Raw genomic sequence first — 25587 nt, 5'->3', positions numbered from 1 at the left:
TCTCAGCGACAGGGGCCGGCCAGCGGTTCCGTTCCATCCATCACTTTGCAGGGAGAGCCGTGTCCACCATTCCCTCTCGTCGCGGTGTGCTGCGCGGGGCGGCCGTCGCCGCGGTGCCGCTGATCGGCGGCCTCGGCGCAGGCCCGGCGTTCGCGTCGGCCCCCGCCCCCGGCACACACGGCAAGGGCGGCGGCACCACCGCCGGTCTCGGCCCGAACGTCCTGGTCTTCGACCCGTCCATGGGCGACGCCGCGATCCAGGCCAAGGTCGACGCCGTCTTCGCCACCCAGCAGTCCAACCAGTTCGGCGACGAGCGCTACGCCCTGGCCTTCCTGCCGGGCACCTACCACGTCGACATCAACGTCGGCTTCTACACGCACGTCCTCGGCCTCGGCGCGAGCCCGTCGGACGTGGTGATCAACGGACACGTCACCGTCGACGCGCAGTGGCTCGACGGCAACGGCACGCAGAACTTCTGGCGCTCCGCCGAGAACCTGACCATCGTCCCGCCCGACGGCCTGCAGCGCTGGGCGGTCGCCCAGGCAGGACCGATGCGCCGCGTGCACATCAAGGGCGACATGACCCTGTGGCCGAGCCCGCCCGGCAACCAGTGGTCCAGCGGCGGCTTCCTCGCCGACAGCGTGGTCGACGGCCAGGTCGAGTCGGGCTCCCAGCAGCAGTGGCTGTCCCGCAACGACACCTTCGGCAGCTGGACGGGCTCCAACTGGAACATGGTCTTCGTCGGCGTCGAGGGCGCGCCCGCGCAGTCCTTCCCGACCCCGCCGTACACCACCGTGGAACGCACCCCCGTGATCCGGGAGAAGCCGTTCCTCACCGTGGACCGGCACGGCTCCTACCAGGTGTTCGTGCCCGCGCTGCGCACCAACAGCACCGGCACGACGTGGGCCCACGGCCCCGCCCGCGGCCGCAACGTCCCGCTGTCCCGATTCCACGTGGCCCGGCCCGGCGACTCCGCCACCGTCCTCAACCGGGCGCTCGCCCAGGGCAAGCACCTCCTGTTCACCCCGGGCATCTACGACATCGCGGCGCCGCTGCGCGTGAACCGCGCCGGCACGGTCGTCCTGGGGCTCGGCCTGGCCACCCTGCGCTCCACGCGCGGCAACACCGTGCTGGACGTGGCGGACGTCGCCGGCGTCACCGTCGCCGGCGTGCTCTTCGAGGCCGCCTCGAAGAACACCCCCGTCCTGCTGCGCGTCGGCGACAGCCATGGCGGACGGCGGCACAGCACCGACCCGACCGCGCTGTTCGACGTCTACGCCCGCATCGGCGGCGCGCTGGCCGGCGGTGCCGAGGTCAGTGTCCGGATCGACAGCGACGACGTGATCCTCGACAACATCTGGCTCTGGCGCGCCGACCACGGCCTCGACGGCACCGTCGGCTGGTCGGTCAACCCGGCGGGCACCGGCGTCCTCGTCAACGGCGACCACGTCACCGCGTACGCGCTCGCCGTCGAGCACTACCAGGAGTACGAGGTGCTGTGGAAGGGCGAGCACGGCAGCACGTACTTCTTCCAGAACGAGCACCCCTACGACGTGCCGACCCAGTCGGCCTGGCGGCACGGCTCCACCCTCGGCTACGCGGCCTACAAGGTCGCCGACGGCGTGCGCAGCCACCGTGCGTGGGGCCTGGGCAGCTACTGCTTCTTCAACCTGAACGCGGACATCTACACCGACCGCGCCTACGAGGTCCCGGACACCCCCGGGGTCGTCCTCACCGACGTGATGACGGTCTGCCTCAACGGCGCGGGCGGCGGCGGCATCCTGCACTGCGTCGACAACAGCGGCGACCCGGTGCAGAACGGCTTCGCCACGTACTTCATGAAGTCGTACTCCAACGGAACGGCCGTGGTCTGACGAACCACGAGGGACCGGGGCGGTGCGGCCGGGCAGTCAACGGCCGTGCCGCCCCGGCGCGTTGTCACGGAAGGCGCCGCGGGGTCGCCGGGCCCGAGCGGGTCGGCGGAGCGGCCCGTGGTCCGCGTCGGATACTGGGGGCTGCGGCTCGCGCGCCCGGTGGGCGCGCGAGCCCTTCCGAGGCAGTCGCGCACCAGGAGGAATGTCCCTATGAACGAGCGGCCGTTGACGCTCATGGCGGTACACGCCCACCCCGACGACGAGGCCACCGGAACGGGAGGGGTCCTCGCCAAGTACGCCGCGGAGGGCATCCGCACGGTCCTCGTCACCTGTACGGACGGTGGTTGCGGCGACGGACCGGGAGGCGTCAAGCCGGGCGATCCCGGACACGACCCCGCGGCCGTCGCGGCGATGCGGCGCCAGGAGCTCAAGGCGAGCTGCGAGGTGCTGGGGATCAGCCACCTGGAGACGCTGGACTACGCCGACTCCGGGATGATGGGCTGGCCCACCAACGACGCTCCCGGCTCCTTCTGGCAGACCCCCGTGGAGCAGGGGGCCGCCCGCATCGCGGAACTCCTGCGGCGCTACGAGCCCGACGTCGTGGTCACCTACGACGAGAACGGCTTCTACGGGCACCCCGACCACATCCAGGCCCACCGCGTCACGATGGCCGCGCTGGAGGCGGAGTCGGGGACGCGGACACCCAAGGTCTACTGGACGACGGCGCCCCACTCGATGATGCGGCGGTTCGGGGAGGCCATGCAGGAGTTCGGCGCGGCCGGACCGGAGTCGGAGCAGGAGCCGGCCGAGGACGCCGCCCTGCCCGAGATCGGCGTGCCCGACGACCAGGTCACCACCTGGGTGGACACGACCGCGTTCGGCCGGCGGAAGTTCGACGCGCTGGCCGCGCACGCCAGCCAGGGGGAGAACATCTTCTTCCTCAGGATGGGCCTGGAGAAGTTCACCGAGCTGATGGGCGTGGAGACCTTCCTGCGTGTCCGGGACACCACGGGCGCCGCGCTGCCCGAGAACGACCTCTTCGCCGGCCTGCGCTGAGGGCCGGCCCGCGCCGAGGGCCGCCGCGGCGGGCGCGGGGCTGAGCCGGTCGGGTGGACCGGGTGCGGCCGAGGGGTGACCGGGGCGGCCGCCGTGTGCGGCCGGGACGAGTCGGGGTTAGGGAACGGAGGCCTGATAGCCGACTGAAAGAGGGCTGACCCGATCATGTTCAAGACCGCGCTGCGGATCGCCTCCGCTGCCGCCTTCGCCGTCGCGTCCCTGTCCGTAGCCCCGTCGGCGAGCGCCACGACGGACCCGTTCCCCGGCACCCCGGAGCAGATCCGGGACACCGGCCCCTGCGGCCCCACGGGCGGCTACCGGTCGGAGGAGTGGGCGCAGACGACCACGAACCGCTCCCTGGAGTCGCAGGTCGACCTGACCGCGGTGCGCGAGGGCTGGTACTGGCGCCACGACGTCAACACGCTGTGGCGCGGCGACACCCGGCCCGACCCGCGGGCGATCTTCCGCAGCGGCTTCACGCCGCTGGGGACGGACGTCACGCCGCTGGCGAAGTGGATCGTCGGAGGCGGCGGTCAGAACTCCGCCCACGTGAGCACGACCTGCGACCGCTGGGTGGCCCAGGGCTTCGCCACCGGCGGCGGCAAGGACGGCTGGGTGTACGCGATCCAGGCGCCGGGCGGGATCGACGTCAACGCCACCGCGCGGATGACGGGCATCCAGTCGCAGTACCTCTGGAACAAGGAGATCGACTTCCTCGGCGGGGTGAAGGGCCGGTACATCGAGGGCGCCTGCCAGTACCACTGGGCCGGACAGGACCCGGACACCAACGTGAACATCTACAAGAACCTCGGGTGCGTCACGAACCCCGACTTCCACCCCGCCCCGCGCACCGCGGCGGAGACCGTGCCGGCCGCGCCGACCCGCTGAACACCCGCCAGGCGGCGCCGAGTTGTGCGCAGCCGCCCGGCCTGCCGACCGGCGCCCCGTCTCCGTGACGGGGCGCCGGTCCGTTCCGCCTACTTCCGCAGGCTCAGCAGTGCGAACACGCCGCCGACCACGGGGCGGGCCTGGAAGCCGCCGCTCTGCGTCTTGGTCGTCGTGTCGTACCAGTCGGTGAACGGCACTCGTGTGGGCGAGGTGTTGGCGAACAGGTAGAGGGAGTCCACCAGCACCTGGCTGACCGGGTGGTCCCGCAGCCACGCCGCGGTCCACATCTCCCAGTCGCCCTTGGTGTAGCTGTGCCGCAGGTCCAGCGGGACGCCGAACTGGTTGGCCTGCGACAGGTACCAGTCGCCCTCCTTCTCGGCCACCGACTTCGGCACGAGGTTCAGGCCCAGCAGGGCGTCCGGGTAGCCGTTGTACTTCAGGCTCCAGGTGCCCGGCTGGTCGTAGGCGAGTTTGAGGTGGTCCTTGCCGGTGTCCTCGGCCTTGTCGACCCACTGCGCGATGTAGTCACGGGCGACGCCGTCGTAGTGGGTGCGGTCGGCGGTCCGGCCGGCCACCTTCGCTATCCGGGCCATGGCGCCGATGGCGAGGATGCCCTTCAGCGCGAGGTTGGCGCTGTGGGCGATGAAACCGGTGAAGTCGTCGGTCTGGTTCTGGTTGTCCGGGTCGAGGGCGTTGTCCACCAGGTAGTCGGCCCACTGCTTGAGGATCGTGTAGTGCGCCGAGGCGAACGCGGTGGCCGTGGCGGAACTGCTGCGGGCCAGGTACGCGGCGCTCATCAGCACGATGTTGGCGGACTCCTCGACGGGCATGTCCTCCTCGTTGCCGTCGTTGTGCCCCGTCGCGTTCGGGTAGCTGGAGCCGAGGTCGTGCTCCGCGAACGCCTTCGGCCAGCCGCCCTTCTCCGCGTAGTCGAAGAGCGGTTCGAGGATCAGGCCCAGATAGGCCGGGTCCAGGTAGAGGAAGACCGGGATCGCGGGGTACGTGACGTCGATCGTCGAGACGTTGCCGTCCGAGGAGATCTCCTTCAGGAACGCCCACGGTTTGCCGTCGCGGCTGACCAACTCCGTTCCCGCGTAGGCCTGTCGCAGGGCCAGCGCGCAGAGCGCCGCGTACTTCGCGCCGCCCTCGGCGATCGCCTCGGTGCGGATCCTGAGGTCCAGCGCGGCGGTGCGCCGCTGGGCCGCGTTCGCGTCGGAGTGGAAGGAGGCCACCATCTCCTGCCACCCCGGCCAGTACGACTTCCACAGCGGCGGCAGCTGCTCGCCGAGGTAGCTGACGGCGGGCTCGCGCACGTGGCCGACCGAGAGCACGGCGCCGGTCGAGTCGCGCACGGTGCCGAGGTCGAACCGGAAGGCGAACACGGGCCACCCGTCGCTGATGGCGCGCGGCTGCCGGCCGTCGACGGAGTTGGCCAGCGCCTCGCCGGACAGCGCGGCGGCCCGGACGGTGGTGTCCGAGCCGATCTGCCAGCTCAGCCCGGAGCGGTTGGTGGCACTCCACACGACGGTGCCCCACGCCGCCATGTCGCCGTTCTCCTTCAGCACCCCGGGGCTGTCCGCGGCGAAGGACAGGGAGGTCGCCGTGGTGCCGCCGGAGCCGGAGAGCTGCTGCTGGGCCCAGCCGATCTTCGTCCCGGAGTCGTTCGAGGCCCACTCGCCGGAGATGTCGAAGTAGAGCGAGACGTCGTGCTTGTCACCGTCGACGCTGCGCACGTCCGCGACGACGTACGACAGGGGCATCGACTGGCGCCGCAGGTCGCCCGGTTCGACGGGGGACAGGAAGGTCAGGGTGAGCCGGGCGCCGCCGGCCTCCAGGACGAACTCGGAGCGGGTCGCCGTGACGGTCAGGGAGCGCTGCACCACGGCCCGGGTGAGCGGGTGGTCGGCGACGTTCGGGGCGCCCAGGAAGAGGTAGTTGGTGCCGTCCACCCGGATGACGCCGGTCATGGCGGTCGTGTGGCCGGTCCAGAAGCTGGGCCAGTGCCCGGCCGGCAGGTCCGCGTTCAGCCAGGTGCTCAGGTAGGGGGAGCGCACGGCGAGCGGGACGGACGGGGGCCGGATCGGGTCGAACGCGGGGGAGACCACGCCGGAGGAGTCGTGGGAGGACGCGGCGACCGCGGCGGAGTCCGTCAGCGGCTGTGCGGCGGCGGCCGGGACGAGGCCGGGCAGCAGGCCGGCGCCCGCCGCGCCGAGTCCGGCGGCCCCGGTCCAGCGGATCAGTCCGCGACGGCTGAGTCCTTCGGACGACGGGGCAGGGGAGGCGGGGGAGCTCGAAGTGTGCGCGGGCAGGCCGGAGTTGTCGTTCCTTGCGGTCATTCGGTTCTCCTGGGGGTGCCGCTCGGGAAAACGGTGAAGGGCGGGCAGGGCGCGCGGACGGTGGGCGCGCCGGGCTGCCGGACGGAGCCAGGGGGACACGCGGAGACGCCGGCATCGACCACGCGGCGCCGTGGCGTCGGCGCGGGTCGCTGGGAGCCGGTCCTACAACGATGGAAAAGCGAGCAGGACGATGACAGCACAGGGCTGATGTCATGTCCACCCTCGGGAGTCGACGTATTTCCCGGAGGTTAACCGGCTCACCGACGCGACGTCAGAAACCTTGCTGAACAGGGGAGTTGTGCCTGCTTCGAACCCGGTAACGGTTCGGTTGTGATCGGACCGGCAGGTTCCGCGCCCTCTCGCGGGCCCGTTTCCCAACTCCCGTGCAATAAACGGAAACTGACTTCTTGACACTGTTCGGAGTCGTCCTCCACTGTGCCTCTACAACGTTGTACCGCCACCGCGCCGGGTCGCTCCGCAAGCTCCACGCGTCCCGTCCCGGACGGTTCCCCCTGCAGTGTTCCGCCCGAATCCCGCACGCCCCGACCGTTTCGACGAGGATGTGATCGGCGCATGTACACCCACCTCTGGGCCAAGGCCGGCTCCGCCGCGGTGCTGACCGTCAGCCTGTGCCTGACCGCGACCGCCTGCACGAACTCCGGCGACGACTCGTCCGGATCCGGCGCCGCGTCCGGCGACAACTCCGCGGCCGCCCAGCAGGTCGCCTCGCCCAGCGCCTCCGCCAGTGGCCCCGGTTGCACCTACCAGAGCTATGGAGGCGGTGCGCCGAAGCTCGACATCACCGACGGCAAGACCGTCGTCGGCTTCTCCCAGTCGGAGTCGACCAGCAACCCCTTCCGGGCCACCGAGACCAAGAGCATCGAGGCCGAGGCCAAGAAGCTGGGCGTCAAGCTGATCGAGCGGAACGCCAACGCGGACGTCAACACCCAGAACTCGCAGATCGAGGACATGATCGCGCAGGGTGCGAAGGTGCTGATCGTGGCACCCGAGAACTCCGACGGCCTCGGCCCCGCGCTGGCCAAGGCGAAGGCGAAGAAGATCCCGGTGCTCACCATCGACCGCACCGTCACCGGCACCGCCTGCACGGACTACGTCGCCTTCATCGGCTCGAACTTCTACGGCCAGGCCCAGGTGGCCGCCGACGACCTCGCCGCGGCGACCGGCAGCAGCGGGCACGTGGCGATCCTCACCGGCAGCCCCGGCAACAACGTCACCACCGACCGCACCAAGGGCTTCCAGGACCAGGTCAAGGCCAAGTACCCCAAGATGAAGATCGTGGCCTCGCAGACGGGCAACTTCGCCCAGACGGACGGCCAGAAGGTGATGGAGCAGCTCCTCCAGGCGCACTCCGACATCAACGCCGTCTACGCGGAGAACGACGAGATGGCCCTCGGCGCCATCCAGGCGATCAAGTCCGCCGGCAAGACCCCGGGCAAGGACATCAAGATCGTCTCGATCGACGGCATCGAGCAGATGGTCCAGAACGTCGCCTCCGGCACGGCCGCCGCCGACATCGAGACCAACCCGCGGTTCGGCCCGCTCGCCTTCCAGGCACTCCAGGACTTCTACGGCACCGCCGGCGTGCAGGACAAGGTGATCATCAAGGACGGCCACTTCACGTCCGACAACGCCAAGCAGGCCCTCGAGCAGGGCCTCGTGTACTGATCCGGCCGCAGGCCCCGACCGGACCCGGGTCCGGTGGCCGCGGGAGCACGGGCTCCGCGGCCACCGGGCCCTCCGCACCCGCTGCCGCCCGTGCCCCGCACTCGGCAGTCCCGTACGAGGAGGCAGACGTGGTCCCCCAGGAACCCGAGCCCCGCGGCGACCTCGTCCTGGAGGTCGCCGGACTGAACAAGAGCTTCGCCGGCGTGCACGCGCTGCGCGACGTGGACTTCGGCCTGCGCCCGGCCGAGGTGCACGCCCTCATCGGCGAGAACGGCGCGGGCAAGTCCACGCTGATCAAGGTGATGACCGGCGTGTACCGGCCCGACTCGGGCGCGGTGCGGCTGGACGGCGACGAGCGCGCCTTCCGCAACCCGCTGGAGGCCCAGGCCGCCGGGATCTCCACCATCTACCAGGAGGTCAACCTCGTCCCCCTGATGTCGGTCGCCCGCAACCTGTTCCTCGGCCGCGAGCCCCGCCGCTTCGGTCTGGTGGACGTCTCCCGGATGAACCGCGAGGCCGTCGAGGTGCTCGGCCGGTACGGCGTGCACGTCGACGTCACGCGCCCGCTGCGCAGCCTGGGCCTGGGTGCCCAGCAGATGGTGGCGCTGGCCCGCGCCGTGCAGGTCGACGCGCGCGTGGTCATCATGGACGAGCCCACCTCGTCGCTGGAACCGCGCGAGGTGGAGACCCTCTTCTCCGTGATCCGGGGTCTCCAGCGGGACGGCATCGCGGTCGTCTACGTCAGTCACCGCCTCGACGAGCTCTACGAGATCTGCGACCGGGTCACGGTGATGCGCGACGGCGCGGTCGTGCACACCGGCGCCATGGCCGAACTCGAAAGGCTCAGGCTGGTCTCCCTGATGCTCGGCAGGGAGATGGCCGCCGTCCGCGAGAAGGGCAGCACGGCCTTCGACACCGACCGGCACGACCGGCAGGACGGCCAACCCGCTTTGCGCGCAGAGCAACTGACGTCTCGTCACCGTCTGCACGGTGTCTCGCTCGACATCCACCCCGGTGAAGTCGTCGGCCTGGGCGGCCTGTTGGGGGCCGGCCGCAGCGAGACCGCCAAGGCGATCGTCGGTGCCCTGGCCACCGAGGACGGCTCCGTCGAGATCGAAGGACGCCGGCTCCCGCACCGCAGCCCCGCCGCCGCGATCCGCAACGGCATCGTGATGCTGCCCGAGGACCGCAAGGCCGAGGGCATCATCCCCAACCTGTCGGTGCGGGAGAACATCTCGCTCGCCGCACTGCCCCGCCTCTCGCGCGCGGGAATCGTCTCGCAGGCCAAGCAGGACGAGATCGTCTCCCTCTTCATGAAGCGGCTGCGCATCAAGGCGTCCAGCCCCGACCAGAAGGTCAGCGACCTCTCCGGCGGCAACCAGCAGAAGGTGCTGCTCGCCCGCTGGCTGTGCCTCAACCCCAAGGTGCTGCTGCTCGACGAGCCGACCCGGGGCATCGACGTCGGCGCCAAGACCGAGGTGCAGGCACTCATCGACGAACTCGCCGGCGACGGCCTCGGCGTGCTCCTGATCTCCTCCGACCTGGAGGAACTGATCGAGGGCTCGGACCGCGTCGTCGTCCTCAAGGACGGCCACGTCGTGGGACACCTCGACGGCGACGAGGTCACCGAGGACGCGCTGCTCGACACCCTCGCCGCCGCACCCGAGGCGGCGGCCCAGGAGCCCGTCGCCGGTCACGCCGGGGACCCCGCGGGCCCGCCCACCGAACCACCCGCCCCCGGGGAGACGGCCGAGACGGACCCGGCCACGCCGCCCCCGCCGTCCGCACCGGCAACGGTCAAGGAGAACCAGCGATGACCTCGCTCACCTGGAACGGCCCCGTGGCCGACCGGGCACGCATGCTGCGCCTGCTCCAGGAGTACGGCGTCTACGCCGCCCTGGCCGTGCTGTTCGTCGTGGCCGTCGGCCTGGACCCCTCGTTCGTCGAGATGAGCAACATCCGCGTCCAGCTCTTCCAGTTGGCGCCCACCCTGCTCGTCGCGCTCGGCATGGCCCTCGTCATCGGCACCGAGGGCATCGACCTGTCGGTCGGCGCCGTCATCGCGCTGGCCGCCTCCGTCGTACCGCTCTACGCCGGGTACGGACTCGGCGGGGTCCTGGTCGCCGCCCTCCTCATTGGCGCGGTGTCGGGCGCGATCGGCGGCGCGATGGTCGCGTTCGCCCGCATCCAGCCCATCGTCGCCACCCTGTCGCTGATGATCGGCGTCCGGGGTCTCGCCGAGATCGTCAACGGCAACTCCGCCAAGGCCGTCACCCAGAGCAGCGTCCTCGACCTCGGCTCGCGCAACATCGCGGGGCTGCCCGAGATGGCGTGGATCGCCGCGGTCTGCGCCGTGCTCACCGGCCTGCTCGTGCGCCGCACGACCTTCGGCCGGCAACTGGTGGCCGTGGGCGACAACCGGCAGGCGAGCTGGCTCGCCGGACTGCCCGTACGGCGCGTGCTGATCACCGTGTACGTGATCTCGGGGGTGCTCGCCGCACTGGCCGGTCTCCTCATCGTCGGGCACGGCGCGGAGGCCGACCCCGCCAACCAGGGCCTCAACATGGAACTCGACGCCATCACCGCGGTCGTCGTCGGCGGCACCCCGCTGTCCGGAGGCCGGGTGCGGGTGCTCGGCACCGCCGCCGGAGCGCTGTTCATGCAGCTGATCACCGCCGTGCTCACCCAGCACAACGTGCACACCTCGTACACCCAGATCGTCGAGGCGGCCATCATCTGCTTCGCCGTGTACGCCTCCCAGGAGCGTGGTACCCGATGACCTCCAGCGTCCTGACGACCGCGCGGACCGGGGCGGAGACCCCGCGTGCGACCCTCGGCGAGCGGATCGCCCCGCAGATCCAGCGGCGCGGCGCGCTGGTCGTGGTGGTGCTGGTGGCGGCCATCGCGTCGGTGACCTCGTCCACCTTCCCGACCTGGTCCAACATCAGCAGCATCCTCGGCAACAACGCGTTCGTCTGGCTGCTGGCGCTCGGCATGAGCTTCGTCATCATGACCGGCGGCATCGACCTGTCCGTCGGCTCGATGTACGCCCTCGGGGGAGTGCTCGCCGCGTACGGTTCCACTCACGGCACCTGGCTCGCCATCCTGCTCCCGCTGGCCGCGGGCGCCCTCTGGGGCACCGTGCAGGGACTGCTCGTCGCGCGGGCCCGCATGGCGCCGTTCATCGTCAGCCTCGTCGGACTGCTCGGGCTGCGCGGACTGATGCAGGCCATCACCGACGAGGGCGCCACCACCTACCTCGTGCCGCGGCACTCCGCGTTCCGCTCCCTCGGCGCCGGTACCTGGACCCCGGTCCTCGTCGTCGCCGTGCTGTTCGCCCTGGGCGCGCTGCTGCTGACCCGCACCCGCTTCGGCGCCACCCTCACCGCCATCGGCGGCAACGAGAACGCGGCACTGCTGCTCGGCCTGCCGGTCGCCCGCACCAAGGTTCTCGTCTACCTGCTCTCGGGCACCCTCGCCGCCGCGGCCGGCGCCCTCGGCAGCGCCCGCCTCGGCTCCGGCGTCACCACCATCGGCGTGGGCTACGAACTCACCGCCATCGCCTCGGTCGTCATCGGCGGCACCCTGCTGACCGGCGGCAGCGGCTCCATCGGCGGTACCGTCAGCGGCGTACTGCTGCTCGCGGTCATCCACAACCTCATCGACCACTACTTCTCCCAGTACGGCTCCGCCTTCACCGACACGGTGAACGGCGCCTTCCTGGCCCTGGTGGTGCTGATGCAGGCGCTGTTGAGCCGTACCCAGCGGCTCGAATGACAGCGCGGTCCGGGGCGGCCCGTCCGCCCGGCCGGCCGCAGGACCACCTCCCCGCCCCGAGAAAGGATCGCCGTGGGCGTCAGCCTGAAGGATGTCGCGCTGCGCGCCGGTGTGTCGGTGAAGACCGTCTCGAACGTCGTCAACGACTACCCGCACGTCACCCCGCAGACCAGGGAGCGCGTCCAGCGGGTCATCGACGAACTGGGCTACCGGCCCAACCTGACGGCACGTCACCTGCGCAAGGGCCGCACCGGCCTGATCACCCTCGCCATCCCCGAACTGGGCAACCCCTACTTCGCGGAGGTCGCCGGAGCCGTGATCGACGCCGCCGCCGGACACGACCTGACGGTGCTTCTCGACCACACCGCGGGCCTGCGCGAGAAGGAACTGCTGGTCTCGCAGGGCTTCCGCTCGCACGTCATCGACGGTTTGATCCTCAGCCCGATCGGACTGGAGGGACAGGACCTGCTGGACCGGCCCGACGGACCGCCCATGGTGCTCCTCGGCGAACGCGAGTATGAAGGTCCGTACGACCACATCATGATCGACAACGTCGGTGCGGCCCGGGTCGCGGTACGCCATCTCCTCGACCTGGGCCGCCGCCGGGTCGCCTTCCTCGGAGCCCGCCGCGAGAGCGTCCGGCAACCCGCCCACCTGCGGCTGCGCGGCTGGCGCGAGGCGATCACCGGAGCCGGCCTGGTCCCCGACGAGTCCCTGGTCGTGGCCACCGAGGGCTACGACCGGGCCGACGGCGCCGCCGCGATGTCCGCCCTGCTCGACCGGGACAGGCGACCCGACGCGGTCTTCGCCTACAACGACCTGATCGCGCTGGGCGCCATGCGCACGCTGGCCGAACGCGGCCTGCGGGTGCCGCAGGACATCGCGGTCGTGGGCTTCGACGACATCGAGGAGGGCCGCTACGGAGCGGTCTCGCTGAGTACGGTGGCCCCCGACAAGTCCGGTCTCGCCCAACTCGCCGTGGACTGCCTGGTGGAGCGGATCGCCGCCCGCGGCCTGGACACGCCGCCCGAACCCCGCCGCATCCAGCCGGGCCACCGGCTGATCGTGCGCGAGTCCACCGCGATCCGCAGGGTCTGACGGGACGCCACGCTCCCACCGCCTCCGCGCACCCGCCGCCGGCCGCCCCTCCCGCCGGCCGGACTCCCGGCCCTGCTCCTGGTCGCAACCCTGACGCCCCCCGCGGGCACCCGACAACCGAGGACGAGGATGTCGACACCCCACTGCACCCTGACCGGCTCACCCTTCGGCACCTTGCCCGACGGCAGACCCGTGCACCGCTGGCGGCTGGACTCGGGCAGGGGAGTCGGTGCCGACGTGCTCACCCTCGGGGGCATCGTGTCCGGCCTGCGGGTGCCCGACCGCGCGGGGAACGCCGACGACGTCGTCCTCCGCCTGTCCGGGGCGGCCCAGTACGCCGCCCCCAACCCCTACCTCGGTGCGCTCGTCGGCCGCTACGGAAACCGCATCGCCCAGGGCGAGTTCACCCTCGACGGCCGCACCCACCACGTGCCCGTGACCGACCGGGGCCACGCCCTGCACGGCGGCCCGGACGGGTTCCACCGACAGCTCTGGACGGCCGCCCCCGCCGCCGCCAACGGCACGGGACTTGCCGCACTGACTCTCCAACTGCACAGCGAGGACGAGGAGATGGGCTTTCCCGGCGGTCTCGACGTGGTAGTCACCTACACCCTCGACCCCGCCGGCACCCTCGCCGTCGACTACCGGGCGCGCACCGACCGTGCCACCGTCGTCAACCTCACCAACCACTCCTACTTCAACCTCGCGGGAGCCGGCAGCGGCGATGTCCTCGCGCACACACTGGAGTTGGCCGCCGACACGTATCTGCCGGTGACGCCGGAGGCGATCCCCCTCGGCCCGCAGGAACCCGTCGCGGGCACCCCCTTCGACTTCCGGTCCGCCCACCCGATCGGCGACCGCATCGCCGCCGGGCATCCCCAGTTGACGGACGCGGGCGGCTACGACCACTGCTGGGTCCTCCACCCGCCCGCGCACCGGGGCGAGTTGCGCCGGGCCGCCCGGCTCGCCGACCCGGGCAGCGGCCGGCGGATGGAGGTGTGGACCACCGAACCGGGCATCCAGGTCTACACCGGCAACACCCTCGACGGCTCGCTCGCGGGCCCCGACGGCAAGCCCTACGAACGCCACGGCGCCGTCTGCCTGGAGACCCAGCACTTCCCCGACTCGCCGAACCGGCCGGAGTACCCGAGCACGGTGCTGCGCCCGGGGGAGGAGTACCGCAGCCGTACCGAGTTCCGCTTCCCGCACGTGTGACACGGCCGACCGGGCGGAGAACTCCGGCCCGTGCAGGTGCGTCGTGCGACGGTCGCGCGCGCCCACGGGCCGCAGGTGGTGTGCGCGCGAGCATCTGCCGGACAGGGTGGGCGTATTGGCCCGGGGCGACGGCCGATGACGGGCCGGGCGGAGGAACCAGGAGGCCGCCCGGCCCGTCGTCGGCCGTACAGGTCTGCCGCCCGCTCAGCCCTTCCCGCCCCGCGACCGGCGGTCGCCCAGGCCGAGGCGCTTGAGCGCCAGGGTGTCCAGGCCGGTGAGGACCCCGTTCAGGATGAGCGTCATCGCCACCAGGATGATCAGCCCCGCGAACTCGGTCGGCGCGTCGAGGTTCGTGGCCGCCGTGAACAGTTCGTGGCCGATGCCGTCGGTGGAGGCGATGAACTCACCGCCGATGACACCGAGGATCGCCAGCGGGCCGCCCGTCTTGAGCGCCGCGAAGAACGGCGCGGCCAGCGTCGGAAGCGTCACGTAGCTCAGCACGTGGTGCCGGCGCCCGCCCATCACCTGGACGATCTCGACGAGTTCACGCTCCCGCAGCCGCAGTCCCAGATAGACGTTGTAGAAGACCACGAAGGCCACGCCCGCCGCCGCGATGGTTATCTTCGACATCGGGCCGATGCCGAAGAACAACAGGAAGAGCGGCGCGAGAGCGATCTTGGGGATGCCGTTGACGGCCGCGATCAACGGCTCGAACACCCGGCCCGCGAGCGGCACCGACCCCAGCACCAGGCCCAGCACGGTGCCTATGGCCACGCCGATCCCGAATCCGGCGACGATTTCGAAGGCCGTCGTCTTGATGTCGGTCCAGCCGGTCGACGAGCCCAGCAACTTCCACAGGGCGTGCGACACGTCCGTCGGCTTGCTGACCGCGTACTCCGGCAGCACCGGCCCGCTCATCACCTGCCACAGGACGAGGGTCACCGCGATCACCGCGAGGCGCAGGCCCGCCACCAGCGCGGTCCCTCGCCAGGCGCTGCTCGTGGCGCCCTTCTTCCGGGCCGCCCTCACCCCGGTCTTGCTCTCCGCGCTGCTGGTGGCAGTCGCCATTGTCTGCTCCTTTCGGGTCGTCGCTGTGGCGCCCGGTCGTCTTAAGGGAGGTACTTGTTCGTCCAGTTGTCGGCGGTGACCTCGGCGCCCGTGGGAACGGTTCCCAGGCTGTCGAGGAACGCCATGGTCTTCTTCCAGCCGGCGGCGTCCATCGAGCCGCTCGTGGGCCAGTCGACCTGCTGGAGGCCGGCCTGCACGACGCCGTCCGGGACGCCCGCCAGCGACTTCCGCGCCGCCTTCAGCACCGTCCGGTCGTCGCTGTCCTTGAGATGGGTGTCCATGTACGCCGTCGCCTGCTGGACCGCCGTGGCGAACTTCTTCACGACGTCGGGATGCGCGGTGGCGTAACTCCGCTGGGCGACGACGAGCTGCCCGTAGCCGGCCTGCCCGGCGGCCCACTCCGGGACCTTGAACGGGTCGGCGACCACGACACCGTCACCGGCGTCCTGGATCTGCAACGGGATCGGCTCCGAGGTGACGAACCAGTCGATCTGCCCGCTGTTGATGGCCGCCTTGTCCGCGGCCGGGCTCGGCAGCGACACCCACTTGACCCTCTTGTCGGGGTCGACGCCGTACTTGTCGAGGAAGATGCCCGCCTCGGCCTTGGTGTTCGCGGAGCTGGAACCGCCGGTCGAACCCGACAGCGCTTCGGCCACCGTCGCCGCGGAGGACTTCGCGGTCAACTGGTGGGAGGCCGCGAACTTCTTGCTGACGACCAGGCCCAGCGGATTGCCCAGACCGTCGCAGGAGACCGCGATCTGCGGAAGCCCCTTGGCGAGGGCGGAAACGAACCCGGTGGGGCTGCTGTCGAAGAACTGCACCGAGCCCGATTGGAGCGCGGAGGGACCGGTGGCCGCGGTCAGCGTCACGAACTTCATCTTCAGCCCCTGCTTCTTGAAGTAGCCGTTCGCATCGGCCACTTGAAGCGGTGTGTCGAAGATGCTGCCGCCACCGCCGACCGTGACCTGGACCAGCCCGTCCGAGGTCGTGGTCGTGCCGGAGCCGCCGCCGCAGGCGGTGAGCAGCGCCGGGGCGAGTGCCGCGGCCGATCCGAGCGCGAGCAGCCGGCGTCCGCTGCCGGGCCGCGGCCGGGACCCCCTGCGGGACGCGGGTGCCGTCCGGTGATGATCCATGAACGTCTCCTGTCACCAAGGCTGCTGAGTAAGGAAGAAGCGTTTCCAGAAGTCGAGCCGTGGCGGTTCCGCCAGCGGCACGGGGCCGAAACCCGCGCCGAGTTCCATGACGGTCTCGGCGCCGGACGACCACGCCGGCCAGTGCGGCAGCCCCGGCCCGTTGGGGTCGCCGGTGGCCGCGAAGTTCGCCCAGTAGCCGGTCATGATGTCCGCGACCCGGTGGTCCTCGGGGACCAACTCGCCCGTGCTGTCGGGGAGGTTGCCCCACACGAAGTCGATCTCGGAGCCGTGCGAGGCACGACGGATGCCCGCGCCCGCCGGGGCGGCGTAGGTCCAGAAGTACGTGTAGACCGGGCGGTCCGCGTGAGCGGTCCAGTCCCTCGCCCACAGCCAGGTCGAGATCCTGGCGTTGTCCCGCACCGCGGCGCAGTGGGCGTGCGCCGCCTCGTCGTCCGTCGCCGCCGGATAGAGCCGCAGGAACTCGTCCGCCAGCGCCCCGAACTTGAGCCGGGACGCGGCCGTGAAGTCCTGGTGCGTCAGATGGACCGGCGGCGCACCGGGCCGCCACGACCTCCGGCCCAGCGCCCGGTACTCCGCGAAGGCATCCGCCGGCACCGCGCCGCCCTCGTCGAGATTGCTCCCGGCCAGGAACCCGACGTCGTTCTGCGTCCCCTTCGCATACGTCTCGTCGTAGCCGGCGGGAAGCACCCAGCCGTCCACGACCGGCCGGAACAGCGGCGGCTTGGCCGGGCCACCCGTCTCGACCGCCCCGTCCACCGCGGAGGCGTCCCCCTCCACCAGCCTCGGCCAGGGCAGCGACCTCAGCCTGCCCAGCGTCCGTGCCCCGCGTCCGGTGGCGTAGCGGGCGCCGGACTGTTCGGCCTCGGCCAGGGTCCGGTACGAGGTGCACAGGTACCGCAGGTCGGGGTCACGGGAGTGACGGGCGTGGCTCTGCGCGACCGCCCGGTGGAAAAGGCCCTTGGCCAGCGGCGACATGCTCAGGAACTTCACCGATCCGGCGCCCGCCGCCTGTCCGGCGAGGGTGACCCGTTCGGGATCGCCACCGAATCGCGCGATGTTGCGGCGCACCCACGTCAGCACGGCGATCTGGTCGAGCATGCCGTAGTTGCCGGACGCGTGGTGGGGGGACTCCGCGCTGAGCCCCGGCGTCGCGAGGAAACCGAAGGCCCCCAGCCGGTAGTTGAAGGTGACGACCACCACCTGCCTGCGCGCCAGAGCCTCACCGTCGTACCGTGCGTTGCCCCCCGTGCCGACGCGGAAGCCGCCGCCGTGGATCCAGACGAGCACCGGACGCGGCGGCTCGTCCGAAGTGGACGCGGCCGTCCAGACGTTGAGGCGCAGGCAGTCCTCGCTCATCGGCAGATCGTTGCCGTCGCGCCCGGACCCCGGGACCTGCGGGCACATGGGGCCGAACCTGACGGCCTCGTACACCCCGGCCCACGGCACCGGCGGCCGGGGCGGCCGCCAGCGAAGCTCTCCGACGGGAGGCGCCGCGTAAGGGATGCCGCGGAAGACGGTGACCGACCGGTCCCGCCCCGGCAGGCCGCGGACCAGTCCCGCTTCCGTCTGCACTGGCTGCTGCATGGTCTCTCCTGTTCGGTGGGGGACGGCCGTTGGGATCCGCGCCGGCGGGCGCCGCGCCGCCTCAGCCGTCCACCGCCGCTGCCGCCCGTTCCTGGTGCGCCTGGAGCAGCAGCGCCCGGCGCGCCGAAGCCACGTGGTGGAGCATCGCGGCGACTGCCGCCGGGGGATTGTGTGTGACCACGGCCAGCAGAATCGCCTGGTGCTCCTCCAGCGACCCGGTGCGCGGGTGGGGTGCGGAGAGGTTGCGGTACTGGCGCATCACCAGGGGGTACAGCAGGGTGTCGTAGGCCCGCGACAGGGTCTGCTGGTGCGCGGCCTCCTTCATCTGCTGGTGGAAGCTCCGGTTGCCGCGGGAGTAACCCGTCGCGTCACCACGGGACTTGCAGTCCTCCATGACCTCCAGCGTCCTGCGCAGCCCGCGGATCTCCTCCTCGGTGGCCCGCTCCGCGGCCTTGCCCGCCAGGGCGGACTCCAGGGTCTCGCGCGCCTCCAGGATGTCCGCCGCCTCCTCGACGGAGAAACTGCGGGTGCGCACACCCCGGTTGACCTCGCTGGTGACGTAGCCCTCCTGGGTCAGCCGGACCAGGACCGCCCGCATGGTGCTGCGCGAGACACTGAACATGCGGGTCAGATCGGCCTCGGTGAGCCGGGTGCCCGGCTCGACGCTGCCCGAGAGCAGCAGCGAACGCAGCCCCTCGTAGGCCTGGCTCTGCCGGGTCAGCAGAGCACGGCCCGCGTCGTCGTCGAAACCGTTGGAATCCACCGTGACCACCCTGTAGTTCTGCTCGGAGAGGACATGTGCCGCCGGGAAGAAGAGCCGGACCCGACGCCAAGTAACGTGCCGCAGGCGGTAGTTCAGGCTTGGGTGAGTCGGGGGTAGAGGCGTCGTGCGGTACCGGCGAAGATTTCCTGTTGGTCTGTTTCGGGCAGGTCGGTGAGGATTTCCTCGGCGAGGGTGCGGAGTTCGGGGAGAGACTGTTCGGCTGCGGGGAGGTTGGATCCCCAGGCGATGCGTCCGGCGCCGAAGGCGTCGAGGACGGGGGTGAGGAAGTCGGTTGCGTTCTGGCCGGCGTCGTGGAGTCGTTCGAGGTTGCGGTGGGTGAGTTTGAGGTGGAGGCCGGGGTGGACGCCGAGCGCGGCGACGTCCTGGCCCGCTTTCGCGGGGGAGTTGGCGATGTCGGGGTAGCCGATGTGGTCGAGGAGGATCTTGACGTGGGGGAAGCGTTCGAGGAGTTCGACGAGTTGTCCGGTGGCGGGTCCCAGGCGCATCTGGAGGCAGACGGGGAGGTCGAGTGCGGCTGCCTGTTCCCAGAAGGGGAAGGTCTCGGGTGCGACGAACCATTCGCCCTGGGTGGGGACGGTGCTGCCGCTGGTGAAGAGGCGGACCCCGGCGAGTCCGCCGTCGCCGGCGGCGGCTTTGAGGGAGGCGGCGGCGTCGGGGCGCAGGGGGTCGACGGTGCCGACGGCGACGAAGCGGTGGGGGTGGTCGCGGGCGGTGTCCAGGACGTAGGAGTTGTCGTAGCCGTAGTTGGTGGTGGCCTGGACGAGGACGGCCTGGTCGATGCCGGTCTCGTCCATGCGGGCGATCATGCTCTCGGCGGTGACGGGACGGGTGGCGGCCCACTGCGACTGCTTGCCGCCGATGGGTGCCTGGGGGTAGCGGGCCGGGTCCGCGGAGATGATGTGGCAGTGCGCGTCGACGATGTCCACGTGGTTGCTCCCTTGTCTTGGGTGTGCGGTCCGGTCCGGTTCAGGCGTCGGGGTACTCGCCCGTGGCGAACAGGGCGGTGAGGTCGTCCGGGTGTGCCGTGTCGATGAGGTGCTGGTCCTTGGCGAAGCGGATCATCGCCGTCAGGCTGCGCTCGTTTGAGGTGATGCCGTAGGGGACGGGGTCGCTGCCGGTCTGCCGGGCCTGGCGGGCCAGGCGGGGTGTCGCGGACCAGTCGGGGTGCGCGGCGAGGTGGCGGCGCTTGGCCTCGGCGAACGCCGCGTAGAGGTTCGTGCCCAGGTCCGGGTCCTGCTGGAGGAGTTCGGAGCGGATCGCGACCAGGGAGTGCAGGGGGTAGATGCCGGTGCGCAGGTAATGGTCGGCGGCGAGGGTGGCGGCCTCGGGGAAGAGCGGGTAGGGGCTGTCGTCGGTGCCGGGCTCGGGTTCGGTGGTGGCCGTCCAGCCGGCGCGGGGGGCGCCGGCGCGGCCGGTGCCGGCGTTGCCGGTCAGCGCGGCGTCGATCTCTCCGGCGCGCAGCAGGTCGCCCAGTGAGCGTCCGTCGGTGACGCGTTCGACGTTGGGGGGGACGTGGCCCTCGACGTGGTCGTCGTCGTCGACGACCCAGGTGATGCTGTCGGTGTCGACGCCGTACTCGTCGTGCAGCACACCCCGTACCCACACTCCCGTGCTCACCGAGTAGGCCCGCACACCTACCCGGCGTCCTTCCAGGTCGCGTGGCACACGTATCCCGGAGTGGGCGGCGCACTGGACGTCGCCGTGGTGGAAGCGCCGGTTGAGGAAGACGGGGACGGCTGTGAGCGCGACGCCCTCCTGGCGGGCCATCAGGTAGGACACCGGGGCGAGTTCGCAGACGTCGAACTCCAGGTCGCGGATCATCCGCCGGTAGGCGCCGATCACCGGCCTGACCTCCACCGGCTCGACCGTGTAGCCGTTGATCTCGACGTCACCGTCCAACAGCGGCTGCGCGTGCGGATAGTCTCCGAGAACCACCGTGAGCTTGTCCATGTGCTCTTTCCTTGCTCGTGTGTCGTCAGGTCCGGCCGTCCGTGCCGGGGGGTGTCAGCCGCCGAGTCGGGAGGGGGATACGTCGAGGGCGGCGCAGGTGTGCTGGACGAGTTCGTCGTAGTCGACGGCCCGGGGGATCACGTCCTGTTCCAGCGCGTAGGCGGCGGCCTTGGTGAACGCGCCGCGCAGGGCTTCGAAGCCGACCGGGTGCAGCGGGAACGGGCCGCTCCCCTCCTCCTGGTCGGCCAAGACGGTGCGCATCGCGTCGTACGCGGCGAGGATCGCGGGGGCGTACCGTGCGGCGGCCGCCTCGGACACGCCGACGACGTGGTTGACGGGGACGAACCCCTGGTCCTTCGACCACTGTTGGGCGACCGTGTGCGCGTCGTCGATCGCGGTACGGATCCGGTCGTCGGCGGGGAGTTCGTTGCCCATGATCCCGAAGTCGACGCTGCCCGCGAGGAAGTCCGCCGGCAGCTTCGTGCCCTTCGGCGCCCGTCGCACCCAGGACGGATCGACCGCACCCTCGACGTGATGTCCCTCGTACGTGGTCCAGTGGGCCTTGCGCAGGTCGACGCCGTACTGCTCGGTGAGGAACCCGCGCACCCACACCCCGGTGGTCTGGCTCCAGGCCCGCACCCCGACGCGGTGGCCCTCCACGTCGGCCACCGACAGACCGCCCATGGTCACCAGCGTCTGGTGCTGATGACGCCCCAACGTGGTCAGCGGCAGCAGCAGCAACGGCTTGCCGTACGCCACCGCCTGCAACACGGTCACGATCGCCAGCTCGCACAGATCCACGTCCGACGCGTTCACGAAACCCCGCGAGGCCTTGTGGACCGGCGAGATACCGACCCGCTCCGGCTGCCCGCCCGCTTCCCGGACCGCCGCCGCAGCAGCCCCCGCGAGATCGTCCCGGCCCAGCACCAACTTCATGTCTGTCTCCTCCTGCATAGGTTGCGGCGGTCGTCGCGGCCCCGGTGTCACCCGCGCGGAGCGCCGTGATGCCGCTCGTGGTGCTGACGCAGCAGGTCGACACCGAAGTCGTTGCCGTTCGGGGTACGGACGACCGTGTGGATGTGCCGCCGCGAGGGGTAGTCGTTGTCGAACAGCACGCCGGGCATGTGCTCGAACTCGACGAGGATCACCGGGCTGTGGAAGCGGTAGTAGAACGTGCCGTCCGGGTCGCCGATCCAGGCGAAGTGCGTGTCGCCCTCGTGGGCGCGCACCTCCTCCATGCGCACCCGGGCGTGGTCGTCGCCGGCCCGGTTCACGTAGAGCCCGAGCAGCCGCAGCGCGGTGTCGCGCTGGCCCGGCGTCATGTCGCTCAGCCGCAGCCCCTGGTAGTCCAAGTCGAAGTTGTCCCGGAAGGCTCCGACGAACAGTTCCTCCGGCATCGTGTCCGACAGGACGGCACGTTCGCGCTGCCCACCGTCGAGCCGGGTGAACAGCTCGTGCCCCAGCGCCTCCTCGCCGCGGAAGGCCACGGTCCCGGCGTACTTCCCCGATCCGGCGATCACCGGCTCGGCGCCGAGGAAGCTGGGGGTGAGGACCATCTGGTCCCCGACGAACACGCAGTTGATGTTGACGTGGTGCCCGTCGAGCTGCCAGCCCCAGGGGCCGCCGTTCTCGGGCTCGCCGTAGAGGGAGAACCAGTAGAGCCACTCGTTGAGGCCGTACGTGTTGCCGCTCAGCTCACCGATGGTCAGGTTGAGACGCATCAGGTCGACCACCTGGCGGTACCCGTCCGCGCTGAGGCTCTCGCGGACCACGGCCAGGGCCCGTTCGCGCTGCGCGTCGTCGAAGTCCTCCAGCAGCATGCCGTGCCGCAGGAAGTACCGGGCCCCGTTGTTCCAGTGGCGCCAGCTCTCGTCGTCCATCGGGAACCGGCCGGCAGCGAGCTGCTTGTCCGTCAGACCTGCCAGGTACTCCTCCGCCGCCCGGTACACCCCACGGACGTCCGCGCCCGTGGCGCGCAACGGGAACAGGTCCTGCCGGACGCCGTCCGACGTGGCCACGCCCCGGAAAGGCTCGTGAGCCGCCTTTACTCGCCAGCCGACCTTGTCGAGCAGGTCGCGTGTCCATGTCTCCGGCTCGCGCGTGGGCGGGTTGCCCCGCTTGCGCAGCCCCACAGGCTCTCGCACCAGCTCCTCCTTTCGCGATGCTTCCTCACATGCGTGCCGCAGTCGGCACACCCCTCGTGGGCCGCCTTCTCAGGCGTCGAGGAAGGCCACCTTCTTCTCGATCGCCGCGACGTCCACCGGCTTCGTGATGAGGTCCTGTTCCAGGGCGTACTGGGCGGCGATCTCCAGGCAGGCGGTCAGCGACGCGCTCCACCCGGCCGTGACCGCGCGCCCCGCCGGCGAGTCGTCGCGCTGGTCCGCCGTCTCCGCGATCGCCCGCTTCAGGGCCCGGTGGAAGGCGAGAACCGCCTCGGGCCGCTCCCGCAGGACGTCGTCGCGCACCACCAGCAGGTGGTTCGCCGGGATCGTCCCGTGCCGCTCCGTCCACGCCAGTCCGGCCGCCTCCGCGTCCGCGACCAGCGGGACAAGTCCCGCGCCCTGCCCGCCGATCGCCTTCGGACCGAGCACGGCCGCGGACACGTCGTGGGAGCGCAGCAGGTCGGCGACCCGCTCGGCCGTCGACCGTTCCACGTAGGGAGGGTTGACGTACTGGGCGACGTGGACGTCCTCGGTGGTCACCCAGGTGACGTCGGACGACTCGACCCCGTACTCCTCCCGCAGCCAGCCACGTACCCACAGCCCCGTGGTCTGGCCGTACGCGCGGACCCCCACACGTTTGCCGACGAGGTCCCCGGGCGCGATGGCCGGGTCCTCCGGCAGCCGGGTGAGGGAACGGTGGTGGGTGCTCCCCACCAGTACCGCCGGCAGCAGCGTCAGCGGTATGCCCGCGTCGCGGGCCTGGAGATAGGTGGCCATCGGCATCTCGCAGATGTCGTAGGCCAGTTCGCGAACCATGCGGGCGAACGCCGGGGGCATCGGGGAGGACTCCAGGTAGCGGCAGTCCACTCCGTCCACGGGGACGGTCCCGTCCTTCAGGAGCCGGGTGTGCGCGTGGTTGCCCAGCATGATGGTCAGCGGTGACATGGGGTGCTCCTTGCTCGTTCGGCTCATACGTCTTCGCCGTACTGGATGCGTCGGTAGGGGGTGCTGAGGACTTCGCGGGTGATGCGGACGTCGATGACGGTGGGGCGTGGGGTGTGGACGTACTCGGCGAGTGCGTCGCGCAGTTGTTGCGGGGTGCGGACGGTTGCTCCGGCGCCGCCCAGGGCTTGTGCGACGGTGCCGAGTTCGGGTGTGGGGATGGTGGCGAGTTCGGGGTCCAGCCCCTTGGCGCGGGCCTTGTGGTATTCGGCGCCCAGGCCCTGGTCGTTCATGACGACGACGAGGAGGGGGACCTGGTAGCGGACGGCTGTCTCGAACTCGGGCAGGTGCATGAGGAAGCTGGCGTCGCCCTCGACGACGAAGCCGGGTTTGCTGCCGTGCGCGATGAGCTGGCCCAGGGCGATGAGGGGGGCCTGGCCGATCGCGCCGAACATGCCGTAGTTGGAGAGCACGTCGCGTGAGCGCTGGAAGAGCATGGTCCCGAAGTCGGTCTGGTGACCGCTGCCGAGCACCAGGCCCATCTCGCCGGGGAGTTCGTCGTCGAGGATCCGGATGGCTTCGCGGGGGTCCAGGCGTCCGGGCTCGTTGACGTATTCCTCGGGTTCGGCGAGCCGTGCGGTCAGGTGCCGGCGCACGGTGTCGGTGTGGTAGCCCTCCAGGCGCACGGACCGGTCCGCGAGGGTGCGGGTGAGTTCGCCCAGGCCGGTCACCGCGTCGGCCTGGAGGTAGCAGTCGGCGATCCTGCCGTTGCCCATCACGAGGTGCGGGGCGGTGTCGATCTGGATGTACTTGGCCTCGGGGTAGAGGTAGCCGCTCTCGATGGTGTAGTGGTTCAGGCTCGCGCCTACCGCGATCACGCAGTCCGCCTCCTGGAGCAGCTCCATCGACGCCTTGTCCCCGAACAGCCCCGACAGGCCCACGTGGAAGTCGGTGCGGTCGCACAGCCAGTTCTTCGCCTGCAACGTCGTCGCCAGCAGCGCGCCCGTCTGCTGCTGCAACGCCAGGATCTCTTCGCCGGCGCCGGCCCTGCGGGCACCGCGCCCCGCGATGACCACGACACGCTTGGCGTCCGCGACGAGGGCGGCGGCGTCCTGGACGGCGGCGGGGTCGGGCAGCAGCCGCTGGGTGCGGATCAGGGCGGTGGAGGGAACGTACTCCTCCTCGTCGTCGTCCAGCTCCGCGACCTGGACGTCGAAGGGGGCGCTGATCATGACGGGGCGGGAGGTGGTGCGGGCGAGGTAGAACGCCTGGCGCACCGTCTCGTTGGCGTTCTCGGGGCGGGTGACCTGGAGGAACTCGCACTCGATCGCGGCGGCGAAGCGCCGCTGGTCCAGGTACTGGGTGGCGCCCTCGTCACCGAGCGGGGTCTCGCCGCAGAACGCGACCAGCGGGGTACGGGCCCGGCTCGCGCACAGCATCGACGTCGCCAGCTGCGAAACCCCCGGCCCGCTCGTCGTGGTCACCACACCCGGCTGCCCCGACCCGCGGGCCCAGCCGTCCGCCATCCCCAGACCGGACCCCTCGTGACGCACCTCGTACAAGCGCACACCCCGGTCGGCGAGAGCCGCCATCCAGTGCATGTTCGCGTCACCCATCATGCCGAACACATCCGTGGTGCCCTCACGCACGAACGCCTCGGCCAGAGCCTCATAAACCTTCACTTCTGCAACTCCTTGTCCGTCACGGTCGCCGCTGCGGCCGTCCCGCCCGCCTCCAGGACATCGGTGATGCGGGGGAAGACCCGCAGTGCGTTGCCGCCGTAGATCGCCCGGCGGTCCTCGTCGCTGATGGTGTCGATGGAGTCGAGGGTGTATTTGGTGTCGTCGAAGCGCCGTCCGGTCTCCGGGTCGATGCTGCGGACGGCGCCGATCATCTCGGAGGCGAAGAGCACGTTCGCGGCGGGCAGGACGTCCAGGAGGAGTTCCATGCCGCGCCGGTGGTAGACGCAGGTGTCGAAGGACACGTTCGGCAGGATCGACTCCTCCAGCGGCG

21 protein-coding genes are annotated in these 25587 nt (G+C 71.0%); 9 read left to right on the top strand and 12 right to left on the bottom strand.

The window, feature by feature from the left end; translation table 11 throughout:
• The first annotated feature begins 59 nt into the window (after positions 1–59).
• From ACFZA0_RS32255 to ACFZA0_RS32245, 3 genes are all read left to right on the top strand, one after another.
• A complete protein-coding gene (locus ACFZA0_RS32255) occupies positions 60–1874 on the top strand; it encodes an adenylyl cyclase (RefSeq protein WP_391023545.1) in 1815 nt (604 codons plus the stop codon).
• 210 nt (positions 1875–2084) lie between these two features.
• Complete coding sequence (locus ACFZA0_RS32250; protein ID WP_391023543.1) at positions 2085–2930, top strand: PIG-L family deacetylase; 846 nt, start codon at positions 2085–2087, stop codon at positions 2928–2930.
• Positions 2931–3095: 165 nt separating this feature from the next.
• Complete coding sequence (locus tag ACFZA0_RS32245; RefSeq protein WP_391023541.1) at positions 3096–3818, top strand: hypothetical protein; 723 nt, start codon at positions 3096–3098, stop codon at positions 3816–3818.
• A gap of 89 nt (positions 3819–3907) precedes the next feature.
• Here the strand turns inward: ACFZA0_RS32245 and ACFZA0_RS32240 are convergent, their stop codons facing one another.
• On the bottom strand, positions 3908–6154 hold the full coding sequence (locus ACFZA0_RS32240) for a glutaminase domain-containing protein (RefSeq protein WP_391023539.1): 2247 nt from the start codon (positions 6152–6154) through the stop codon (positions 3908–3910).
• 573 nt (positions 6155–6727) lie between these two features.
• Here ACFZA0_RS32240 and ACFZA0_RS32235 point away from each other — a divergent pair.
• The 6 genes from ACFZA0_RS32235 (at position 6728) to ACFZA0_RS32210 (ending at position 13930) form a co-directional block, all read left to right on the top strand.
• Positions 6728–7840, top strand: a complete 1113-nt coding sequence (locus ACFZA0_RS32235) for a substrate-binding domain-containing protein (RefSeq protein WP_391023537.1) — start codon at positions 6728–6730, stop codon at positions 7838–7840.
• Positions 7841–7968: 128 nt separating this feature from the next.
• Complete coding sequence (locus tag ACFZA0_RS32230) at positions 7969–9657, top strand: ATP-binding cassette domain-containing protein (protein WP_391023536.1); 1689 nt, start codon at positions 7969–7971, stop codon at positions 9655–9657.
• Positions 9654–10619: an ABC transporter permease gene (locus ACFZA0_RS32225; protein ID WP_391023534.1), complete on the top strand. Its 966-nt coding sequence runs from the start codon at positions 9654–9656 to the stop codon at positions 10617–10619. The genes ACFZA0_RS32230 and ACFZA0_RS32225 overlap by 4 nt, the downstream gene beginning before the upstream one ends.
• On the top strand, positions 10616–11617 hold the full coding sequence (locus tag ACFZA0_RS32220) for an ABC transporter permease (protein ID WP_391023532.1): 1002 nt from the start codon (positions 10616–10618) through the stop codon (positions 11615–11617). Before ACFZA0_RS32225 ends, ACFZA0_RS32220 begins: the two co-directional genes overlap by 4 nt.
• Before the next feature lie 72 nt (positions 11618–11689).
• Complete coding sequence (locus tag ACFZA0_RS32215) at positions 11690–12715, top strand: substrate-binding domain-containing protein (protein ID WP_391023530.1); 1026 nt, start codon at positions 11690–11692, stop codon at positions 12713–12715.
• Between the two features lie 129 nt (positions 12716–12844).
• Positions 12845–13930, top strand: a complete 1086-nt coding sequence (locus tag ACFZA0_RS32210; RefSeq protein ID WP_391023528.1) for a galactose-1-epimerase — start codon at positions 12845–12847, stop codon at positions 13928–13930.
• A 204-nt stretch (positions 13931–14134) separates the two neighbouring features.
• Here ACFZA0_RS32210 and ACFZA0_RS32205 read toward each other — a convergent pair whose 3' ends face one another.
• The 11 genes from ACFZA0_RS32205 to ACFZA0_RS32155 all read right to left on the bottom strand — a co-directional run.
• Positions 14135–14998: an ABC transporter permease subunit gene (locus ACFZA0_RS32205; RefSeq protein WP_391023526.1), complete on the bottom strand. Its 864-nt coding sequence runs from the start codon at positions 14996–14998 to the stop codon at positions 14135–14137.
• 41 nt (positions 14999–15039) lie between these two features.
• Positions 15040–16131, bottom strand: coding sequence for an ABC transporter substrate-binding protein (locus ACFZA0_RS32200; RefSeq protein ID WP_391023524.1), 1092 nt, complete (start codon positions 16129–16131; stop codon positions 15040–15042).
• 12 nt (positions 16132–16143) lie between these two features.
• Positions 16144–17736, bottom strand: a complete 1593-nt coding sequence (locus ACFZA0_RS32195; protein ID WP_391023522.1) for a carboxylesterase family protein — start codon at positions 17734–17736, stop codon at positions 16144–16146.
• A gap of 61 nt (positions 17737–17797) precedes the next feature.
• Complete coding sequence (locus tag ACFZA0_RS32190; RefSeq protein WP_391023521.1) at positions 17798–18499, bottom strand: FCD domain-containing protein; 702 nt, start codon at positions 18497–18499, stop codon at positions 17798–17800.
• A gap of 92 nt (positions 18500–18591) precedes the next feature.
• Positions 18592–19446 (bottom strand): amidohydrolase family protein, encoded by an 855-nt coding sequence (locus tag ACFZA0_RS32185; RefSeq protein ID WP_391023520.1) that lies wholly within the window; start codon positions 19444–19446, stop codon positions 18592–18594.
• 40 nt (positions 19447–19486) lie between these two features.
• Positions 19487–20470, bottom strand: coding sequence for a 4,5-dihydroxyphthalate decarboxylase (locus ACFZA0_RS32180; protein ID WP_391023519.1), 984 nt, complete (start codon positions 20468–20470; stop codon positions 19487–19489).
• 54 nt (positions 20471–20524) lie between these two features.
• Positions 20525–21406: a hypothetical protein gene (locus tag ACFZA0_RS32175; RefSeq protein WP_391023518.1), complete on the bottom strand. Its 882-nt coding sequence runs from the start codon at positions 21404–21406 to the stop codon at positions 20525–20527.
• A gap of 47 nt (positions 21407–21453) precedes the next feature.
• A complete protein-coding gene (locus tag ACFZA0_RS32170) occupies positions 21454–22614 on the bottom strand; it encodes a DUF3500 domain-containing protein (protein ID WP_391023516.1) in 1161 nt (386 codons plus the stop codon).
• A 69-nt stretch (positions 22615–22683) separates the two neighbouring features.
• Positions 22684–23577 (bottom strand): ABC transporter substrate-binding protein, encoded by an 894-nt coding sequence (locus ACFZA0_RS32165; protein ID WP_391023515.1) that lies wholly within the window; start codon positions 23575–23577, stop codon positions 22684–22686.
• Between the two features lie 23 nt (positions 23578–23600).
• Complete coding sequence (locus ACFZA0_RS32160; protein ID WP_391023514.1) at positions 23601–25256, bottom strand: thiamine pyrophosphate-binding protein; 1656 nt, start codon at positions 25254–25256, stop codon at positions 23601–23603.
• A partial coding sequence (locus ACFZA0_RS32155) for an amidohydrolase family protein (RefSeq protein ID WP_391023513.1) occupies positions 25253–25587 on the bottom strand: 335 nt, incomplete at its 5' end. The genes ACFZA0_RS32155 and ACFZA0_RS32160, both read right to left, overlap by 4 nt.

It is taken from the genome of Streptomyces sp. NPDC008150, assembly GCF_042956945.1.
Taxonomy (GTDB): Bacteria; Actinomycetota; Actinomycetes; order Streptomycetales; family Streptomycetaceae; genus Streptomyces.
This window is presented reverse-complemented; position numbering and strand designations above follow the sequence as displayed.

Coding starts and splice junctions, on each gene's coding strand:
- ACFZA0_RS32250 (WP_391023543.1), top strand. CDS start 2,085: ATGAACGAGCGGCCGTTGACGCTCATGGCGGTACACGCCCACCCCGAC.
- ACFZA0_RS32245 (WP_391023541.1), top strand. CDS start 3,096: ATGTTCAAGACCGCGCTGCGGATCGCCTCCGCTGCCGCCTTCGCCGTC.
- ACFZA0_RS32240 (WP_391023539.1), bottom strand. CDS start 6,154: ATGACCGCAAGGAACGACAACTCCGGCCTGCCCGCGCACACTTCGAGC.
- ACFZA0_RS32235 (WP_391023537.1), top strand. CDS start 6,728: ATGTACACCCACCTCTGGGCCAAGGCCGGCTCCGCCGCGGTGCTGACC.
- ACFZA0_RS32225 (WP_391023534.1), top strand. CDS start 9,654: ATGACCTCGCTCACCTGGAACGGCCCCGTGGCCGACCGGGCACGCATG.
- ACFZA0_RS32220 (WP_391023532.1), top strand. CDS start 10,616: ATGACCTCCAGCGTCCTGACGACCGCGCGGACCGGGGCGGAGACCCCG.
- ACFZA0_RS32210 (WP_391023528.1), top strand. CDS start 12,845: ATGTCGACACCCCACTGCACCCTGACCGGCTCACCCTTCGGCACCTTG.
- ACFZA0_RS32205 (WP_391023526.1), bottom strand. CDS start 14,998: ATGGCGACTGCCACCAGCAGCGCGGAGAGCAAGACCGGGGTGAGGGCG.
- ACFZA0_RS32200 (WP_391023524.1), bottom strand. CDS start 16,131: ATGGATCATCACCGGACGGCACCCGCGTCCCGCAGGGGGTCCCGGCCG.
- ACFZA0_RS32195 (WP_391023522.1), bottom strand. CDS start 17,736: ATGCAGCAGCCAGTGCAGACGGAAGCGGGACTGGTCCGCGGCCTGCCG.
- ACFZA0_RS32180 (WP_391023519.1), bottom strand. CDS start 20,470: ATGGACAAGCTCACGGTGGTTCTCGGAGACTATCCGCACGCGCAGCCG.
- ACFZA0_RS32175 (WP_391023518.1), bottom strand. CDS start 21,406: ATGAAGTTGGTGCTGGGCCGGGACGATCTCGCGGGGGCTGCTGCGGCG.
- ACFZA0_RS32165 (WP_391023515.1), bottom strand. CDS start 23,577: ATGTCACCGCTGACCATCATGCTGGGCAACCACGCGCACACCCGGCTC.